Origin of the sequence: Microcoleus sp. BR0-C5, from assembly GCF_036705045.1 — a bacterium.
Lineage (GTDB): Bacteria > Cyanobacteriota > Cyanobacteriia > Cyanobacteriales > Microcoleaceae > Microcoleus.
On the sequence record NZ_JAUBTR010000074.1, the window covers coordinates 13,740 to 32,329 of the forward strand.

16 protein-coding genes and 1 tRNA gene are annotated in these 18,590 nt (G+C 45.9%); 6 read left to right on the forward strand and 11 right to left on the reverse strand.

Annotation, left to right across the window (positions count from 1 at the left end):
• Positions 1-172 precede the first annotated feature (172 nt).
• The 3 genes from cobJ to QUB08_RS25935 all read left to right on the forward strand — a co-directional run bounded on the left by cobJ (position 173) and on the right by QUB08_RS25935 (position 3,233).
• Positions 173-1,927 carry a precorrin-3B C(17)-methyltransferase gene (cobJ, locus tag QUB08_RS25925; protein ID WP_333228375.1) on the forward strand — a complete coding sequence of 585 codons (1,755 nt, stop codon included), beginning with the start codon at positions 173-175 and terminating at the stop codon, positions 1,925-1,927.
• A 100-nt stretch (positions 1,928-2,027) separates the two neighbouring features.
• Positions 2,028-2,237 carry a hypothetical protein gene (locus tag QUB08_RS25930; RefSeq protein ID WP_333228377.1) on the forward strand — a complete coding sequence of 70 codons (210 nt, stop codon included), beginning with the start codon at positions 2,028-2,030 and terminating at the stop codon, positions 2,235-2,237.
• A 306-nt stretch (positions 2,238-2,543) separates the two neighbouring features.
• Entirely contained in the window at positions 2,544-3,233 is a 690-nt protein-coding gene (locus QUB08_RS25935) for a hypothetical protein (protein WP_333228379.1), read from the forward strand.
• A 184-nt stretch (positions 3,234-3,417) separates the two neighbouring features.
• On the opposite strand, the gene QUB08_RS25940 is transcribed toward QUB08_RS25935, so the two are convergent.
• From QUB08_RS25940 to QUB08_RS25990, 11 genes are all read right to left on the reverse strand, one after another.
• Complete coding sequence (locus tag QUB08_RS25940; protein WP_333228381.1) at positions 3,418-4,179, reverse strand: nucleotidyltransferase domain-containing protein; 762 nt, start codon at positions 4,177-4,179, stop codon at positions 3,418-3,420.
• Between the two features lie 119 nt (positions 4,180-4,298).
• Positions 4,299-5,240 carry a DNA polymerase beta superfamily protein gene (locus QUB08_RS25945; protein WP_333228383.1) on the reverse strand — a complete coding sequence of 314 codons (942 nt, stop codon included), beginning with the start codon at positions 5,238-5,240 and terminating at the stop codon, positions 4,299-4,301.
• 172 nt (positions 5,241-5,412) lie between these two features.
• Entirely contained in the window at positions 5,413-6,024 is a 612-nt protein-coding gene (locus QUB08_RS25950; protein WP_333228385.1) for a hypothetical protein, read from the reverse strand.
• A gap of 6 nt (positions 6,025-6,030) precedes the next feature.
• Entirely contained in the window at positions 6,031-6,435 is a 405-nt protein-coding gene (locus QUB08_RS25955) for a hypothetical protein (RefSeq protein WP_333104749.1), read from the reverse strand.
• Positions 6,436-6,439: 4 nt separating this feature from the next.
• On the reverse strand, positions 6,440-7,240 hold the full coding sequence (locus QUB08_RS25960; RefSeq protein WP_333228387.1) for a TIGR04255 family protein: 801 nt from the start codon (positions 7,238-7,240) through the stop codon (positions 6,440-6,442).
• Positions 7,241-7,367: 127 nt separating this feature from the next.
• Positions 7,368-7,439: transfer RNA gene (locus tag QUB08_RS25965), tRNA-Val, on the reverse strand.
• 125 nt (positions 7,440-7,564) lie between these two features.
• Positions 7,565-7,777 carry a DUF2839 domain-containing protein gene (locus QUB08_RS25970; protein WP_333228389.1) on the reverse strand — a complete coding sequence of 71 codons (213 nt, stop codon included), beginning with the start codon at positions 7,775-7,777 and terminating at the stop codon, positions 7,565-7,567.
• 64 nt (positions 7,778-7,841) lie between these two features.
• Positions 7,842-9,350 (reverse strand): helicase C-terminal domain-containing protein, encoded by a 1,509-nt coding sequence (locus QUB08_RS25975; RefSeq protein WP_333228391.1) that lies wholly within the window; start codon positions 9,348-9,350, stop codon positions 7,842-7,844.
• A gap of 517 nt (positions 9,351-9,867) precedes the next feature.
• Positions 9,868-11,430 (reverse strand): pentapeptide repeat-containing protein, encoded by a 1,563-nt coding sequence (locus QUB08_RS25980; RefSeq protein WP_333228393.1) that lies wholly within the window; start codon positions 11,428-11,430, stop codon positions 9,868-9,870.
• 79 nt (positions 11,431-11,509) lie between these two features.
• On the reverse strand, positions 11,510-13,072 hold the full coding sequence (locus tag QUB08_RS25985; RefSeq protein WP_333149951.1) for a pentapeptide repeat-containing protein: 1,563 nt from the start codon (positions 13,070-13,072) through the stop codon (positions 11,510-11,512).
• 234 nt (positions 13,073-13,306) lie between these two features.
• A complete protein-coding gene (locus QUB08_RS25990) occupies positions 13,307-14,869 on the reverse strand; it encodes a pentapeptide repeat-containing protein (RefSeq protein ID WP_333149953.1) in 1,563 nt (520 codons plus the stop codon).
• A 38-nt stretch (positions 14,870-14,907) separates the two neighbouring features.
• On the opposite strand from QUB08_RS25990, the gene QUB08_RS25995 reads away from it, so the two are divergent.
• The 3 genes from QUB08_RS25995 (at position 14,908) to ccmS (ending at position 18,297) form a co-directional block, all read left to right on the forward strand.
• A complete protein-coding gene (locus tag QUB08_RS25995; RefSeq protein ID WP_333228395.1) occupies positions 14,908-15,747 on the forward strand; it encodes a prephenate/arogenate dehydrogenase in 840 nt (279 codons plus the stop codon).
• A gap of 159 nt (positions 15,748-15,906) precedes the next feature.
• A complete protein-coding gene (locus tag QUB08_RS26000; RefSeq protein ID WP_333228397.1) occupies positions 15,907-17,703 on the forward strand; it encodes an ABC transporter ATP-binding protein in 1,797 nt (598 codons plus the stop codon).
• A gap of 162 nt (positions 17,704-17,865) precedes the next feature.
• Positions 17,866-18,297 (forward strand): beta-carboxysome assembly chaperone CcmS, encoded by a 432-nt coding sequence (gene ccmS, locus QUB08_RS26005; protein ID WP_333149963.1) that lies wholly within the window; start codon positions 17,866-17,868, stop codon positions 18,295-18,297.
• Positions 18,298-18,590 lie beyond the last annotated feature (293 nt).

The following is an 18,590-nucleotide window of genomic DNA, read 5'->3' on the forward strand; positions in this document are numbered from 1 at the left end:
CTAATTGCAGAGATGCACGGGCAAGATGCCTGTGTCACTGACAGACAGAACAAAACAGATAAACTTCTGCTTTTTCTTACTTCGCGCCTTCGCGGTTCATCAACTATGTCTTATTAAAGTAAGAACCGATTAAAATAATCAAACCAATCCAAACACAGCCATATTTACAAACGTGAATCGAGTTCCTCCCGCAATTGTTATCTTAGGTCAAAACAGCCAGCCGATCGCCAAAAAAATCTCCGCCCATTTCCCCGGTTCCCAGATTTACGGTTTAATCGATCGCACTAACGACACAGACATCAACTTTAGCAACTTCGGCGAAACATTGCGGGAATTATTTTCAACAGAAACCCCAATCATCGGCATCTGCGCCGCCGGAATTATCATCCGTACCCTCGCCCCCCTGCTGTCAGACAAACGCGCCGAACCGCCAGTTTTAGCCGTCGCCGAAGACGGAAGCGCCGTAGTACCGCTGCTGGGAGGTTTGCACGGCGTTAATGATTTGGCCAGAGAGATTGCAGCAGCCCTCGGCGTACAACCTGCAATTACCACCACCGGAGATATTCGGTTTCGCACCGCGCTGCTGAGCCCTCCCCAAGGCTATTATTTAGCGAATCCAGAGGACGCGAAGACTTTTATTTCAAATTTGCTCGCCGGGGCAAAAGTACGCCTAGAAGGAGCTGCAAGCTGGCTTGCCGAGAGCAATTTGCCGATTGCCCCCGACGCAAAATTGACGATCCGCGTCACCGAAAAAGCAATTGCGCCAACGCCAGATTGTTTAGTTTATCATCCGCAAATTGTGGCACTTGCACTGACAAAGCTATCGAATATAGAGCCGGAAATAGTGGTTTCATTAGTGCAGGAAGTCTTGGAAAATACAGGTTTAGCAGCGGCTTCCGTTGCTGGATTTTTTGCATTAAAAGATGAGATGGGAAATCCGGCACTTGAGGCAGTTTCACAATATTTTAAAGTCCCCGTCCGTTTTTTCAATCTGTCCGAACTTGTCGAATTAGACTCAATTGAATTCATCGAAAATCAGGCCGCACAAATTGCCCTGACAGCAGCCGGTGCAAACAGTCACTTAATCGAGTCAGATCGCCCAAACGCACTCAATTGCGCGATCGCCCTAGCCGCCGAACCCATAAATGCTAGCGCGATCGGAATTAGCCGCGGCAAACTGGCGATCGTCGGTACCGGCCCCGGAGGCGCGCCCTGGATGTCCCCGGAGGTTAAGGAAATTCTGCGCGAAGCCACGGATTGGGTGGGTTACAAATTTTATCTCGACTTAGCCGGAACCCTGGGGTTCGGACAAAAGCGGCACGATTCCGACAACCGCGAAGAGATCGATCGCGCCCGTTTTGCCCTAGATTTAGCAGCATCCGGCAAATCTGTCGCCGTCGTTTCGTCGGGAGATCCGGGTATTTTTGCGATGGCGGCGGCGGTGTTTGAGGCGATCGACTTTGATGCCAAACCCGAATGGCAAGGCATTGATATTCGGGTGGCACCGGGCATTTCAGCCATGCAGGCGGCCGCTGCTGCGATCGGAGCACCCCTCGGACACGATTTTTGCGTGATTTCGCTTTCGGATATTCTCAAGCCCTGGGAGGTCATTGAACAGCGGATTTCCGCCGCTGCGATCGCAGATTTCGCGATCGCATTTTACAATCCCATCTCAAAACAGCGGGTTTGGCAACTCGGAAGGGCGATCGAGATTTTGTTGCAAAGTCGCGATGCTAAAACCCCCGTCGTACTAGGGCGAAACCTCGGCCGGCCAGGCCAATCTGTGCGCGTTTGCACCCTCGGCGAATTCCAGCCGCAAGATGCAGACATGAGAACTTTAGTGATTGTCGGTTCGAGTCAGACTCGGATTATTCCCCGCAAATATGGAGATGTTTGGGTTTATACGCCGCGCAGGTATGAAAAATAAGTAAAGCAGCAAAAACTTAGGAAATCAGCAATTGAATGAAAGCTAATTGACTTTGACAAGGAAATATTTTGCTCTCGGTGGGGAAAGTCTAGGTTAAGAAATGGTGGCGCATCACTCGATCGCGATCGGCCTGTTATTTCATCTCATGGCTGTCACTGATATTGATGAGTTATCGCCTTTGATTACAGAAATCCTCGGTAATGAGGGATCTCGGCTTCCTGAAGCCGAGTTTCTCTCGCAGACATCGATCAAATTTAGATATCGACTCAACCTTCGTAAGGGTTTCAGCTTCATTTTGGGAGATATCTAATTTACATCTCAGGAAACAAAAACGTTTTTATATAGCAACAATAAAATTAAGGGCGATCGATGTCTGCTAAATTCCTTAATCCTACCATCATCCTACGGTTATAGAAAGTGGACTTTCACCCGGAGGAGTCTTCTCTGCCTTTGGGTATACCGAAGTTTTTTTTGTTTTGATAAGATGCCCTTAAACAAAGCTTAAGATAACGGTTAAGATCACATGAAATTCCACATTCCTCTAGCTCCTGGGGCTGTAACCCAATTTTTGCTTCGAGTGGTGACCTGTCTAGTTGTACTCTCTTTCTTAAGTCGGATGGCTCTGTACTTCTTGCCGGATTACCCGTCTAGAGACTTCTTGGCAATGGCATTCAACGTTGATGGCGAGGGGAACATTCCAACTATATACTCATCTTTGGCATTGCTGTTTAGTTCTCTGTTGCTGGGTGCGATCGCCTATGCGAAAAATTTGGATAGTTGTCGCTACCAGAATCACTGGAAAATTTTATCATTCATATTTTTAGGTCTATCTGTAGACGAAATGGCTCAATTGCACGAACATTTGATTGGCCTGCGAAGCGTGCTAAATGCCACAGGAGTTCTTTACTTTACTTGGATTGTGCCGATTGGTTTTCTAGTAGTGATTTTTCTCTTATCCTACAGTAAGTTTGTGTTCCACCTTCCTGTTGCCACAAAAAAATTATTTTTGGCAGCCTGCGCTCTTTATATTGGAGGAGCAATGGGGATGGAAATGCCAGGGGGATACCTAGCTTCTACCACGGGAGCGGAGAATGTATCCTACGTGATAGTAACAACCATTGAAGAGTCATTAGAAATGCTGGGCATCGTTGTATTTATCCACGCCTTGATTTCATATATCAAGACATATTTAGGTGGCGTAAGTTGGAATATTTACATACCAGGAAAAAACACACAAGTTACCGAGGATCAAAATATCGGCATACCTGCCCTTAGCGGACCAGCCCACACAAATCTATCAAGGTGAATCACTTAAAACCGGGTTTAATGGACGAGGAAAATACGGCATTCTGGCTTTTGATCAGGATAAAAAACCCGGTTTCTTTGGTACTGATGTGTCTTGAACTGGAGGTTCTGCGATCTTCGGCGCACACAACGACTAATATATAGGCTGCTTGCTCCACGAAAAGACTAATTAGAGGTGGAACAGCTTACTTCACAGATGACATCCTCACATTTACCAGAAAATCGCTAAGAGCAACCTTGGCATTAGGATTTGACGGCAAATGACTTTTAAAACTTGCTTCTTCTAAGATATTAATTAGCCGATCGCGCTCTTGCTGATAAAATTCTATATCTGTATCTTCCAGCACTGATTTTTCCTCCCCAGCCAGCTTGCGATCGATCAAATCAGGAATATACGACAACTGGAACTTCTCGTTAAGTTTCACCAAATTCGCCTCAACTTCCCCGGTTTGCATCAAGTGAATTCCAGCTAGCAACACCCGGTAAACATACAGCAGCGGCTTAACCCGACGCGGGCGTTCTTTCTCAAATAATTTCCATTGAGTTTTAGCAAAACCGAGATAGTGGTGGCTGTGGTGCTTGGTAATGCAGTTCGAGGCGAGCTCCTTTAATTCCTCGTGTTCCTTTGTAGTGTAAACTATGAGTGGCGAATACAGTTGTTCTAGCACGTAGCCGTTGCGCTTCAACAGCAACTCAAAAAATTTCTTGATATCGTGAGTTACTAAATCGAGTTGCATTCCCTCCCGAACTTCAGAAACTTCGATTGTTTCTTCTCCAGAAATCAGTCCAATTACTTTCGGTAGCGGCAAAATGTGTACTCCCCGCAAGTCGAAGTCAGAATCTGCCGAAGGAAAGCCGTATAAGTGCGAACCGCTGACAGTCGCAAACAGCAGCGGGTAAGGTTTAACTGAGAGAATTTGGGCTAGATTCGAGATGTATTCTGTCATTTATTCAACATTTTATCAATGCTAATTTCAATTCCGGTTAAACAATCGCAAATACCTGTAGGGGCTGGTTTTACCAACTATATATGTCTCAAATTAACGATCTCGTAAACCCACCCCTTTTAGCCGATCGCACCTTTACGCGCTTCAATCAAAAACAGGTTCGCTTTCTCGTAATTAGGACGTTCCGGTAAGGAAGTTGCAGCAAAAGCGCGATCGAACTCACCGTGCAAACTCAACCGCCAGCGATTCACCTCATCCCAGGATATTTCTTGGTTGCGGATAGATAAAAGTTGCGATCGATAATCCTGCACGCGAACGGGTACAAACCCCTCCTTTAGGACAGTAATTCCTGACAGCAACAAGCGAATTAAGTGCATCGCGTGCTTCCAACGAATTTCCCCGGTATTGCGGAGGTCTTGCTCCATTTTTTTAAATTGAGACAAAACGTAGCTATTGTAAGTTTGATAAACCAATTGAGAAAGAAACATTTCCCGATTTTCCAGCAATTCTTGTGCTACAGGAGAAACAGTTTCTACTAAAGGCGTGTACAAACATTCTAGCACATTTGGATTAGCTTTTAGTGCCAAAACTAGAAACTTTTGCAGTTCCCAATAGCATTCCTGATTTTCTTTGTTTTCCAATTGTTCTGGAATGCCGTAAAGCGACCAATGAAGTATTGCCGGCGGCAGGTAAATCCCGCGTCTGTCTGTATCGGATTGCTCGTTATCAAGACCGTAGGCTCTAGAACCAACAATGCAGCGGTAAATTACAGAATCATAGAGGTTGTATTCTGCAAGAAAATCTCCTCCTGACTGCAATCCTTCGCTCTGAAACTGCTTGCGGATGCTGAGTTCGTGCCGCCGCAGACTAACTTGTGTTCCGTCTGGAAGTTTGACTAAATATGCGTGGGAATTGTCGGTAGGCGATTGAACGATGACACCTACTAATCCCGGTTTCCAAGATTCGTTAGTTGCAGGATTTTTGACCTCGATTTTGGTGACAATTTGGGTTCCTGCGGGAATGATTAAGTTGAAATTTTGAGAAAGATTGGCATTTGCCATGAGGAAACCTCCTGCGGGGCACGAGCTACAATGCTAGTGTAGTGTATTTGTAATACAAAATTCAAGCGAGAATTTATAGCAATTCGGAAAAGTACAGCTACATACAGAATTCTGTTTAGCGAAAAAGCAAAAAGTTCTCTAATTTTCTCGCTGCTTAATTTTTCGCTTTAGCTTATACCCCCTTTTCACTTTCATGTTGTGCAGGAAGTGCTACACGCCCATGAAAGTCATGATAACGATGTGAAAAGTCTTCTAAATATGGACTTTCAAGCACAGCACGTCGTTTAGCAAAATTGTTATTTATTTGATTGTATAAGAAATCAGCATCTATCGCAAAAATTTTTTTAAAATCTACTGTTAATTCTGGTATGCCTTCATGAGATGATTCACGTTCTAGAGGTATTTTTTCCAAAAAATGGTATTGCTGATAACGATTAGATTTAACTAAATTCCAATCTGCTGAATTTAGCTGAACTGTTTTGTTGGAGCGAATTTCTTGAGCTGTATATACTTGACAAAAAAGTATAGAGTTTAATAACTTATTAGGTTGATCTCGATTTTGCCTAGCGCTATAGTCCCAATCTAAATCACAGTTTTGAGTAACAATAATTGCATAAGGATGAACAATAGGTTTAAACTGAATTTGATCGAGGTACTGAATTTGATCGAGGTTTGGAGAAGATTCACTTGGAACTGGTTTAATCTGTATAAGTCCAGTCAGAATTTCCCCTTGTCTAAGAGCCTCTTTGTCATTCGAGGCTCTGTAAATCCAAGGTTTACGCATGGTTAGCTACTCAAAATCTAGGACTAAAGGTGGTCTGACTTCGCTAGGTAATACGCTACCAGTAAGTAATCCTAATTCTTGAGGTAAGGTAGTTTGTCCTAAATCAGACCGACAGTCACTATAATATTCCACCATTTGTTCAAGCACGTCAGATGCTTCTTGCAATCCTTCTGGAGTGTTAGCAAAAAGCAGATTGAGTAGCGTTAAGCACTTAACCCAAGCGATCGTGTTTTGATTGAATTGACCAAACCATTCACCACTAATAGGTGATTCGATGGAAACTTCGATTTTTAAGCTAGGAGTAGCAGATGCTAATGTGTGCCGATACTGCGTCTGAGCAGGAGTGGGTAAAACTTCATACCTTTGTCCAATTATATTTTTGCTTTGAGTACCACCAGTTGTTACGTGCATAGGATTATATTGGTTGAGGTCGCATTGCTCTGTGCAACTCTTCCGTGATACCCCAGCGGAATAGATTTCTGGCTGTATGGTTGTAGTTATCGAGTATTTTCCAGGCATTTTCACTCCTTTCTACTTTATCCTCAGTAAAAAAATCAGTATCTAATAAATAAGCTGTTTCATCTATACCTCTTTCTGTGTCCCTAACGTTAACAAGCCCATGATTAAAATTAACTTGACCGAATTCAGTTTTTAGCTGTAAATTTTTAACAAAGTTTTGAATTGAATCTGCTACTTCTGGTGTATACAGTTCAGAAGCAATATGTTGCGGTATTAATTCATGCCACTCTTTGTCTTTGATATTTAGTTTTGACCTAATAATTAAATCACGATATCTTAGTCCTGTTCGTGAATAAAAAGAGGGATTATATATTTTTTCAAAAAGTTCTACAGCGCGTTTAAATTTATAAATAAAATTTTCATATCTTTCATACTTTGTCGTAGCAAGCGTTATAGAGTTTTTGTCTAAAGATATCTGGCAACTCAAGTCTTCTGACTTAAATTGATAAGTCAAGTCAATTGAAGTCAAGTCACTGGTAAAATTAGAGGTAAATTGGGTTAAAAGATTAGATAGCTCAACCGGGATCTGCAAATTTCTAGAAGTTTCAAAAATTGGGTATTCAAACCTTATACTATCTTGAAAGTCTACAGGCTGTTGGCTGGCAATTTTCAGGATAGTTGGAAATCTAAGTTGAGCAATAACCTCAATTAGGGGGCTGTCCTCATAAATTACTCTTTCATAGTTTGGGAGCTTCATTTTTTCAAAGTATCCATTACCAATTTGAAGAGCGTCTATTGCTCTAGCTTAACTTACTTCCAAACAGAATTACATTCAGGATAGATGCCATCGCCTTTTCCAAATCAAATTTTACAAATTAAAAATATGGGCAATACAGGATTTGAACCTGTGACCCCTTCCGTGTGAAGGAAGTGCGCTACCACTGTGCTAATTGCCCGCAGATAATTAATATACCATACCAAGTCCAAATTTGCAACTAAAATTTTCCTAAAAAATCAGCCGCTGGTTTCCGAGTTGAACTCGACACAATGCCAAGAATACAGGCATTTGTCGAGTCTGGCATCAGTCAACCTGCCACCAACCCGCCGAGGGGCCGACAAATCGCACTACAATCCACCAAGCAACCAAAAGACTAATCCCCATCCAGCTTCCGCGACTTGTCCACTTCACAAAATCTTCGCTTTGGGTTTTCGTGATTGGCAGCCAGGGAACGATGCGCTCTTCTTTACCGTATTCGTCGCCGATCGACTCTTTACGACGCTTAGCTTCACCCATAATTTTTGTCTGCTAAATCAGATTTCAATTGATAACCAACCAAATTATACGCCAACAGGTCATCTCAAGCCTGCGTCAGCCAAGTCGTATCCAAATAATCAATCCTCGCAAAAGGACTCAAAGCCGCTAAAACCTGCTGTCCATAACTGCGGTGAATCACCCTGCTGTCGAAAATCGCCACCACCCCTTGACGTTCTCGCACCGGCGCGATCGCCCGTTGCAACTCATTCAGCGCCGCCGGCAGCAAATACAACCGAAACCAATCCTTGCGCTGCTCCTTATAATAAGCCACACGCGCCGTCACCAAAGGATTCTCCAAAGAAGGTAGCGGCAAAGTTGCGATCGCCAGCAAGTGAGGCGCCCTAAATTCCCCCTGATGTTCCCGCCAAAACTCCCACCCCGTCACCAAAATCGCATTCTCCCCCACATCTGTTTTTTCAACCTGCACCCGAGAACCGAACTCAGAAGCCAAAATCGCTGCCAGCCGAGCCTTCAGCGGTACATCACCAACAATCAACACCGTTAAACCCGCCACCGACGCGCTCATCAACAGCAAAGTCCGAATTTCTTCAATTAAAACACCCTGAAATTCCGGCGTATTTGGCAGCGGCAGCCAGTTGGGAATGTACAGTTGAATTAATTCGCTTTGTCGATCGGGCGAAAACTTAACGCTCGTCAATTCTGGCAGTCCCAGCATTTGCCGGAAGATCGGAGCCTTCGGTTCCACATCCACCGCCCCCCCAATCAACACCACAGGCTGACAATCCCAAATTTTGCTCAAAACCTCAGCCACCTGAACCGGCGCGCAGAACAGAGAAAATGAGCCAGCCTCCCGATGAATTTGGGCCCACCGCAATTTTCCGTTTCCTTCCCACCGCTGCCAAAAATTGCTCCAAGCAGCCGGAATCAGCGAATTTGGCTCGATCCTTTCAAACAGCCCCTGCAAAATATTTTGCTCTGCCGTTTCCAGCAAATAGCACTCCTCTGGTTTCGCCGGATGCTGAAAGAAAGCCCGCGTTAGCAGTACCCGCCCTTGGAGGATTGCATCGGCTTCCAAAGGCTGAGATTGCATTAAATCATTCCAGTCAGCAGGTTGCAAACACGCCGTCAATTGGTGGCGCGTCCAAACTTCCAAGTCATCCACACCGTCGATAATTGTCGGAATATTATTGTGAAGTGGCGAATTCGCCGCCAAGCGAGCCGCCAGCCAAGACTGCGGATCTGCTAGCATCAATCCTCGCCCCGTGGCACGATCGGAATAAATCTCGATCGACTTATCAGTTTGCAGCCACTCTTGCAAACGTGGAATTTCCACTGCTCTCAAATGCTCAATCAGCCGTGTCGGCGCGACTAAAATCACAGGTTCCGGCCACATCAAAATCGGCATCAAATAGCTGACTCGATACCGCTGTCGGTAAGCTCCACCGGGAAGCCCCGTTTGGATCAGAGCGCTGCGCCCCAAGCGCAAAGCCCGCGCCACGAGCCGCGCCATCGTTAAATGGTGGGGCCAGTGCGGCTCGGAGTTCGATCGCAGGAAGCGGAGCAGCGAATTGTGGACTTCTACCTCAATCAATCGGTTTTAAAATTGACATTTCTCACTCAACTTGACACTCCCCTGGCTGAAGCCGAGGGGATTCTTAATTCAGCGACTGACCTTAAAATGTTCTGTCCTCACGGCAATACTTAAACTTTTCAACCGTGGAGTACCACCAATTGACGAGTCCAATTCAGAAACACTCTCTTGGGATCTATCTCCAAAAGCGTACTAGAATATTTATCTAGAGTTTGGGTATGCCCTACCCTACTTAACAATTCCCAGTAGACAAGTTTACGTTTGCTGGATTGAAACCTACATTTTCGGTTTCGGCTGTTTAGAGTGTTTTCGCCGCACTTTGTCCCCCAGTTCATGCCTAAAAGTGTGTCTTAACTGTTTCACTTCGGACAAAGGAGTTTAACCTTGACTGTCTTAGTCTACCATATTGTCCCGTCTTGTCCAACTTTTTAAGAAAGTTTTTTGAATTAAAAAGATTGGATTTTAGATTCAGGATTGAGGTAAAGAGAACAGGCAGGATAAATCCTGCAACGCCCTTTCATTCCCGGACTGAAGTCACGGGGTTTTCAGGGTATTCCTTATAATCAAAACTGGCCAGAAAATCAACTACTTTTTGACCGAGAGGCAAACTGAAATTACTCTCCTGATGAGTTGCACCTCCCTTCCCAAAATTCCCGTGAGAATTCACCATCAAACTCTCCTGTCCCGAACTAATTAAAATAGTTTGGGTAGGTGAATCAAAAAACTTTGTTGGCTGACTCATCCGTGATATATTAGAGAGTAAATTAATCAAATCATTTAATTTATTTGTAGCTGTACTCAATGCTTTACGCAACTGCAATATTCGTTTCTCCTCCAAATTTTGACTTTCGATATTTTTGCCGATAACCATAATATTTCTCTGAGTTTGTACAGCATCTTTAAAAGGAAGAATCGCTAAAAAAGCTGCTGGCAATAAATGCTCATCGCTCTCAAATCTAAAAGTTAGAGTTGTGCGGCGGTAGCCGACTTCAATATTGGGAGGAAAATTCATTGCCCGGTAATGCCGAGCTATTTCGCTGTAAGCTGTTGCTAAAGTGCTGTTTGCTGAGTAGTCTAAAAGTGCGTCAACCACAATTTGCACTAACCCAGGCGTGTGATTTAAAAATTTTCTCGATTGTGACGACGAATTAAATTGTTGAATCAGAGTGCGATCGCCCGCCGGGCTCAGGTCAAGCCACTGACAAGTAATATCATCTACGATGATGCCACACCGAGGAACCAAATACAGTTTTGCTCCTGTTAAAGTTGCTCCCCTCAAATCAGCGCCCACCCAATCTGCATTAATCAAATTTGTTTCTGTCAAATCAGCGTGAACGAAACTAGCACTTGCTAAATTAGTATTTCTTAAATCTGCTCCGTTAAGGTTAGCTCCGCTCAATTTAGCACAGCTCAGATCAGCACCGTTGAGGTTAGCTCCGCTCAAATCAGCCCATTTGAGATTAGCTCCGCTCAAATTGGCACTGCTGAGATTCACCTGTTGCAAAGAAGCTTGTCTCATATCGGTATTGCTCAAATTGACGCCGCTAAGTTCTGCTTTCGTCAAATCCGCGCCATGCAAGTTAGCTTCTTGAAAGTTAGCTGAAGCAGCCGAAGCACCTCTGAGATTGGCACCGGAAAGATTAGCACCGCACAGGTTAGCTTCCGTCAGTTTTACCTCTCTTAAATCTGCTTCAGTCAGGTTGGCACAGCTGAAGTTAGTTTTGCTGAGTTCGCAGCGGACTAATTCGCATCTAATCAGGGAGGCTCCGATTAATTGAGCTGCACTTAAATCGGCTCTGACTAAGTTTGCTACGTTGAGAGTAGCCCCGTTTAAGATTGCCCGCGTGAGGTTGGTACTGCTGAGTCTAGCCACATTCAGGTTAGCTTCGCTCAAGTTAGCTTCGCTCAAGTTAGCGCCGCTGAGGTTGGTGACAAATAAGCTAGCCCCCCTTAAATTTGATTGGCTGAGGTTGATGCGGCTGAGATTAGCTTCATTCAGGTTCATTCCTGTGAAGTCTCTGTCGCCTTCTGTGTATCTCTTGACGAGTACAAATCGTTTGAGCAGTTCTTCAGCTTCCATATTTTTACTTGAATTAAATAGCAATTGGCTAACTTTTATAGGGCATGAATAGAAATTATCTCAAATTAATTTATAGTATTTACTCACCGAGCTGATAAAAGCTTTTGACAAACTCAATGACCGTATTTAGCGGCGGGGTGGTAAATCTTTGGGCTTTAATTGCAGGACTGATCGAGGTTTTGTTGACTCCGGGCAAATTTGTCAAGTTTCTGCCAAAATCGGGGTGATAGTGAATCATCAAACTTTCGGCGCTGGAGTTAGCCAGTACAGTTTGGGTAGGCGATTGGAAAAAACTTGACATCGGTTCGCGATCGAGGCGAATCGGCTGAATTTTCATTTCCCCTATTTTTCTCATTGTTTTGGTCAGGGCTACGTTTAATTGCACTACCATATTTGAGACTCTGACGCCCAGGTTATTACCACTTTGGGGTTGAATCATCTTGATCAAAGTAATCAAATTTTTCTGAGTAAATGCTGCATCACTAAAGGGAATAATGGCAACGAAAGCTGTGGGAAATAGTTGATCGTCCTGCTCTATTTTAAAGGATATGATTGTGCGTCTGGAATTAACTTCGATACTGGGAGGATGGCTCAAAGCAGGGTATTGACGGGCAATTTGGCGGTAGGTAGCTGCCAGGACAAAGTTAGCATCCGGGTCGAGGGGTCGATCGACAATAATTTGAACTGTCGGCGGTGTAGCATTGAAAAACCTTTGAGATTCTTCTGGGGTAAAGCGCTGAATGTGGCTGCGATCGCCGTTAGGACTGAGGTCAACCCAATCGCAGGTAATATCATCTGCTTTCACATCAAACCTAGACACCGCGTAAATTTTTGCCCCCGTCAGGGCCGCCCCCGTCAAATCTGCGCCCACCCAATCAGCGTGAATCAAATTCGCTTGAGTCAAATCCGCGTGTACCAGAGTAGCGTTCAACAGATTGACATTGCTCAAATTTGCCCCGTACAAGTTGGCCCCGCTCAATCTCGCTTCATCGAGGTCAGCGCCGGTTAGGTTCGCCCCGCTGAGGTCAGCCCACCGGAGATTAGCGCCTCGCAAGTCCGCGCCGCTAAGGTTTGCTTGAGAAAGATTAGCTTGTCTGAGTTCGGCATTGCAGAGGTTGACTCCTCGCAAGTCTGCCCTGCTGAGGTCGGCTCTGTGCAAGTTGGCCCGTTCCAAGTTTGCCGCTGTTAGGGAAGCGCCTCTAAGGTGAGCCCCGCTGAGGTCGGCTTGCTCTAGATTGGCTTCTCTGAGGGTTGCTTCTCTCAAATCTGCTTCGCTGAGATTTGCACCGGTCAAGTTGGCACTACTGAGGTTTGCTCGAATCAGTTCGGATCTGATCAGTGTAGCTTCGACGAGTTGGGCTTCGCTGAGGTCGGCTCGAATCAAGTTAGCTACGTTGAGGATAGCGCCGCTGAGGTTGGCTTTGTTGAGATTGGCACCGCTGAGTCTGGCAACATTGAGTTTGGCTTTTCTCATGTTGGCGTTTGACAGATTGGTGCCGCTCATGTTGGTGAGGCTCAAGATTGCCTCACTGAAATTAGCCCCGCTGAGATCGATCCTGCTGAGATTTGCCTCGCAAAGGAGGATGGCAGTAAAGTCTCTTTCTCCTGCTGCATATTTGGTGATGAGTTCTTCGGCATCCATGCTTTTAAATTTCCCTGATATCAAATCCGTTAGCATCGGAATAGTAAATTAGAGTTCACTGTTCACGGCGTTGACTGTTCACTGTTCACGGCGTCAACAGTCAACCGTCAACAGTCAACAGTCAACATCATTCCGGTGTAACCGGAAATGATATGATGTGTTAGCTAGAACAAAGCTTTGTTGTGCCAACCTTTAAACTAGAATAAGCATTTTCTGTAACTTGATGCAATATGCCTAGACATCTATATTGTGGAAGCCTTTTATAAAATCCAAAATGCTAGTGATATTAGCTTGAGCCAATTTTGTGCTTTCGGCTAATTTACCCGATGGTGAGTTACTTGGCTCGTATTTTTTAATCAGGCGCTTGCCGAAGGCGGGGTGGTGATATACGCTGAGTCTTTGATCGCGGGAATTAATTAAGATCATCTGTGTGGGAATTTGAAAGAAATTGATGCTTTCGCCGATTTTTGGAAAAGAACTGGAAATTTTGATTTGGTCTACTTTGCTGATAGCTTGGTTGAGTGCTTTGCTGCATAACTGGACGTGTTTAGATTCTTTGACGTTAAGTTTGCCTGCATCGTGGGATTGAATCATTTTCATTAAAGCTATTAGGTTTTTTTGAGTTATGGCAGCGTCGTTAAAAGGAATGATGGCAACGTAAGCTGTGGCAAATAATTTATCGTCGCTGTCCATTTTAAATGCGAGTACGGTGCGCCTAGAGCTGACTTCGATCGTGGGAGGCTGACTTAAACTCGGGTATTGTTGGGCAATTTGGTAATAAGTTGCAGCTAGTGCAAAATGAGCGCCTTGGTCTAAGGGCGAGTCAATCACGATCCGAACTGTGGGCAAGGTTTCGTGAAAAAATTCGTGGGTTCCTCCTGAGTTCAACCAGTAAATTTGGCTGTGGTCGCCGTTGGGACTAAGATCAACCCACTTGCAGGTCATGCCTTCGGTTTTGATGCCGAGCCGCGAAACTGCGTGAAGTTTGGCTCCGGTTAAGGTGGCTCCGGTTAAGTCTGCTCCAATCCAGTCGGCGCGGATCAGATAGGCATTTGATAGGTCGGCGTGCACTAAGCTGGCATTCAGCAAGTTGGCGTGGCAGAGGTCGGCTCGGCTGAGGTCGGCACCGCTCAATTTGGCTTCGCTGAGGTCGGCCCAGCGAAGATTGCAGCCGCTGAGGATGGCCCAGCGCAAATTGACGCCGCTGAGGTCGGCGCCGCTGAGTACGGCTTGAGTTAGGTTGGCTTGTCTCAGTTCTGTGCCTCGCAAGTCGGCGCCGCTGAGGTCGGCTCGGCTGAGGTCGGCTCCTTGCAGGTTGGCTTGTTCGAGGTTGGCTTCTGTCAAGCACGCGCCACTGAGGTGAGCGCCTCGAAGGTTGGCTTGAGCGAGGTTGGCTCCTCGAAGGGTGGCTTCGGTGAGGGTGGCGCCGCTGAGGTTGGCGGCGCTGAGGTTGGCGCCGCTGAGCTCGGCTCGAATGAGCTCGGCTCTGATCAGTTTCGCTCCTATGAGTATGGCTTTTTTGAGGTCAACTCGCACTAGGTAAGCGACGTTGAGGTCGGCGTCGGTGAGGTCGGCGCCGCCTAGATGGGCGCCGCTGAGTCTGGCGATGTTGAGTTTGGCACCTGTGAGGTTGGTTTTGCTGAGGTTGGCTCCGCTCAGGTTTGCTACACTCAGATTCGCACCCTTGAGGTTGGCTCCGCTCAAGTTGACGCCGCTGAGGTTGGCCTCAGTCAGGTTGATTCCGGCAAAGTTTCTTTCTCCGGCGGCATATTTCTTCAGGAGTTCCTCGACTGTCATGGGGGCGGCACCGTATCAAATATCCCCATTTTATTGCTATGAATATCGGTATTGTAGGACTGGGTTTAATTGGCGGCTCGATCGGGCTGGATTTGCGATCGCGCGGGTTTAATGTTTTTGGGGTTTCGAGTCGGCAGCAGACTTGCGATCGGGCGCAAGCTCGCGGTGTTGTCAATGAAGCCAGCATACACCTGTCTCTGATGGCAGCAGCCGATCTGGTTTTTATTTGCACGCCGCTGGGGTCGATCGAGCCGATCGTCCGAGAGTTGGTGCCCTATCTTTCCCCTGATACTATTGTAACCGATGTCGGTTCCGTAAAAACACCCATAGTGCAGGCTGTGTCTCCTCTGTGGCCGAATTTTGTGGGGGGACACCCGATGGCGGGGAGTGCTGAAAGCGGGATTGAGGCGGCGGTAAAGGATTTGTTTGTGGGCCGGCCTTATGTGGTGACGCCGCAGGCCCAAACGCCGGCGTTTGCGGTGGATAAGGTTGAGGAAATTGCGCGGTTACTGGGTGCTAAAGTTTACCGATGTGAGCCGATCGAGCACGATCGAGCTGTGGCTTGGATTTCTCATTTGCCACTCATGGCGAGCGCGACGCTGGTTGCGGCCTGCGATCTTGAGGGCGATCGGGATATTGTTAATTTAGCCCAACATTTGGCGAGTTCCGGTTTTCTGGACACGAGCCGGGTGGGGGGTGGCAATCCTGAGCTGGGAGTGATGGTGGCAAAGTACAATCGAGAGGAATTATTGCGATCGCTCTCTATTTACCGCGACTGTCTCGACGGGTTCATCAGCGATATCAAAGCCGAAAATTGGCAAGCTCTCGAACACAAGTTGAAGCTGACTCAACAAGCGAGACAGAATTACAACTTGTGATCCAAAATTTAAGTAGAAATTGCTAGAGTGAAGCCAGTGTTAACGTTTAAAGCCTAGGAACGGGGCTTTTGAGAATTAAAAATTAAACAAAGGTAAGGTGCGCGCGGAGCACCCTACTAATTTCTAATTCTCAGCCCTATTTCCCATGCCAAATGCCCTATGAATGATTCTCAAGCATCACCAAATCCATCAAAACCTGTCCATCCCCTAAAGCGGCTGCTGAAGTACGGGCGCCGCTACCGCCTGAAAGCTTGGCTAGCAAGTATCTGTTCGCTGCTCAATAAATTCTTTGATTTAGCGCCGCCAGCATTAATTGGTATTGCCGTTGATGTGGTGGTGAAACAGCAAGATTCTCTCCTCGCTCAGTGGGGCATAAAAGATGTCTTTTGGCAACTGGCAATTATCACTCTTTTGAGCGCGATTGTTTGGACGTTGGAATCTCTTTTTGAATATGCCTATGATTATTTGTGGCGCAATTTAGCTCAGGATATTGAACACGATTTGCGTCTGGAAGCTTACAGTCATTTGCAGGAATTAGAATTAGCTTATTTTGAAGAACGCAGCACGGGCGGTTTGATTTCTATTCTCAACGATGATATCAATCAACTAGAACGTTTTTTGGACGACGGCGCTAATGAGGTAATTCAGGTAATTACAACGGTTATTGTGATTGGTGTGGCTTTTTTTGCTGCATCTCCTGGTGTTGCTGGGCTGTCAATGCTGCCGATACCTTTTATTATTTGGGGTTCGATCGCCTTTCAAAATCGCCTCGCTCCTCTCTATGCTGATGTGCGGGAAAAGGTGAGTTTTCTGAACGGGCAACTGTCGAATAATTTGATGGGAATTACTACTATTAAAAGTTTTACTTCCGAAGATTATGAAATTCAGCGCATCGAAACACAAAGCCAAGCTTACCGCCAAAGCAACCGACGGGCGATCGCACTTTCGGCAGCTTTTATTCCGCTGATTCGGGTTGTGATTTTCTTGGGGTTTATTGCAACACTATTTCTGGGCGGTTTGGAGGTGGTGGCGGGCCGGTTGTCTGTGGGAACTTACAGCGTTTTGGTGTTTTTGACCCAGCGGTTGTTGTGGCCGCTGACTCGCCTGGGAGATACTCTGGATCAATACCAGCGGGCTATGGCTTCGACTAATCGGGTGATGAATTTGTTGGATACTCCGATCGCAATTCGCACGGGTGATATTCGGCGGCCAGTTAGTTCGATTAAGGGTGAGTTGGAATTTAAAAATGTCACCTTTTATTATAATCAAAGAAAGCCCATATTGCAGTATTTTTCCCTGACTCTGCCGGCGGGGAAAACTACTGCGATTGTTGGGGCGACTGGTTCGGGAAAAAGTACGTTGGTGAAATTAATCTTGAGGCTGTACGAGGTACAGTACGGCAATATTTATCTCGACGGTATAGAATTAAATAACCTGAATTTAAAAGATTTACGGAGAGCGATCGGATTGGTGAGTCAAGATGTGTTTTTGTTTCACGGTACGGTAGCAGAAAATATTGCTTACGGTAGTTTTGAGGCAAGCAATCGAGAGATAGTAAATGCTGCTAAAATTGCTGAAGCGCACGAGTTTATCGCGCAATTGCCGGACGGTTACAACACTATTGTCGGGGAACGCGGTCAAAAATTGTCGGGGGGACAGCGCCAGCGAATTGCAATTGCAAGGGCTGTTTTGAAGAATCCGCCGATTTTGATTCTTGACGAAGCTACTTCAGCGGTGGATAACGAGACGGAGGCGGCAATTCAGCGATCGCTCGAACGAATTACCAAGAATCGCACTACAATTGCGATCGCCCACCGTCTTTCTACAGTCCGCAATGCCGATTGCATTTGTGTCATGGAAGAGGGGCTGGTGGTAGAATCGGGACAGCACGAACAACTGATCGAACAGGACGGAATTTATGCGGCGCTCTGGCGCGTGCAATCTGGTATAAGATAGAAACGCAGCGGTTTTGGGTAATTGGGAATTGCTAATTTGTAATTGGGGATGGGCCATTGGGCATGGGTAACTAATGACAACAGTCAACTGCCAACTGCCAACTGCCAACTGCTAACTGACAACTGACTGCAAAATATTAGTTTCTACAAGCAAGAAGAGAAAATGTTTCTATTTGATAGCCCTGAGTCCAAACCCAACGAAAATAGCTGGAGCCGCAAATTAGATAAATTTGTGAAAGCTAATCAACATGAATTGGCTGCTTTGGCTTGGGGGCTATTTCTGGAAAGGGGAGAGGAAAGCGAGGAGATTTTAGCAATTGATATTGCAGAAACGCCGCGTTTTGTGTATTGTAAGAAAGAGGCGGTTGAGGAGTTGAACCGTCAAGTGAAAAGTCATATTCAGGAAGTTGTAGGCGTGTTGAATGCTCACAAACCTGAGACAGAAGTGGCGATTTTGGCGATCGGGGAAGGTCAAATTAAGTTAATTTTTTTTGAATCTAAGCCTGAACCTCCTGTTTGTTTTGAGGAAGCTGCAACGGATGTGGATACATTGTTGGCTAAGCTGGAACAGCAGATGGTTGAATATATGAAATAGAATCACATCCGGTGGCATCGGAATTGATATTACCCAAAGTCAGGAGACGACGCGGTGCAGTTTCCCGAAAATAAATCGGGCGATGGTTATATCTCTTATCGAGGAAGATTGATTATGTTGGGGTAGGGAAACGGCAATTCCGTGTCCTCAGTTGCCCTATTGTCGATGGTTATATCCGATCGCACTTAGGAATGAGAATTAAATAAATTCCACAAGATTGTGGGATGGGCGTCCCGCCCGTCCTTTTTGGACGGGCGGGACGCCCATCCCACTTTCAAGAGTGGAAGTTATTT

Bases quoted from the DNA above. Each gene is read 5' to 3' on its own strand.
- QUB08_RS25935 (WP_333228379.1), top strand. From the start codon at position 2,544: ATGGCTCTGTACTTCTTGCCGGATTACCCGTCTAGAGACTTCTTGGCA.
- ccmS (WP_333149963.1), top strand. From the start codon at position 17,866: ATGTTTCTATTTGATAGCCCTGAGTCCAAACCCAACGAAAATAGCTGG.
- QUB08_RS26000 (WP_333228397.1), top strand. From the start codon at position 15,907: ATGAATGATTCTCAAGCATCACCAAATCCATCAAAACCTGTCCATCCC.
- QUB08_RS25955 (WP_333104749.1), bottom strand. From the start codon at position 6,435: ATGCACGTAACAACTGGTGGTACTCAAAGCAAAAATATAATTGGACAA.
- QUB08_RS25945 (WP_333228383.1), bottom strand. From the start codon at position 5,240: ATGGCAAATGCCAATCTTTCTCAAAATTTCAACTTAATCATTCCCGCA.
- QUB08_RS25985 (WP_333149951.1), bottom strand. From the start codon at position 13,072: ATGGATGCCGAAGAACTCATCACCAAATATGCAGCAGGAGAAAGAGAC.
- QUB08_RS25940 (WP_333228381.1), bottom strand. From the start codon at position 4,179: ATGACAGAATACATCTCGAATCTAGCCCAAATTCTCTCAGTTAAACCT.
- QUB08_RS25980 (WP_333228393.1), bottom strand. From the start codon at position 11,430: ATGGAAGCTGAAGAACTGCTCAAACGATTTGTACTCGTCAAGAGATAC.
- QUB08_RS25950 (WP_333228385.1), bottom strand. From the start codon at position 6,024: ATGCGTAAACCTTGGATTTACAGAGCCTCGAATGACAAAGAGGCTCTT.
- QUB08_RS25930 (WP_333228377.1), top strand. From the start codon at position 2,028: ATGGTGGCGCATCACTCGATCGCGATCGGCCTGTTATTTCATCTCATG.
- QUB08_RS25960 (WP_333228387.1), bottom strand. From the start codon at position 7,240: ATGAAGCTCCCAAACTATGAAAGAGTAATTTATGAGGACAGCCCCCTA.
- QUB08_RS25970 (WP_333228389.1), bottom strand. From the start codon at position 7,777: ATGGGTGAAGCTAAGCGTCGTAAAGAGTCGATCGGCGACGAATACGGT.
- QUB08_RS25995 (WP_333228395.1), top strand. From the start codon at position 14,908: ATGAATATCGGTATTGTAGGACTGGGTTTAATTGGCGGCTCGATCGGG.
- QUB08_RS25990 (WP_333149953.1), bottom strand. From the start codon at position 14,869: ATGACAGTCGAGGAACTCCTGAAGAAATATGCCGCCGGAGAAAGAAAC.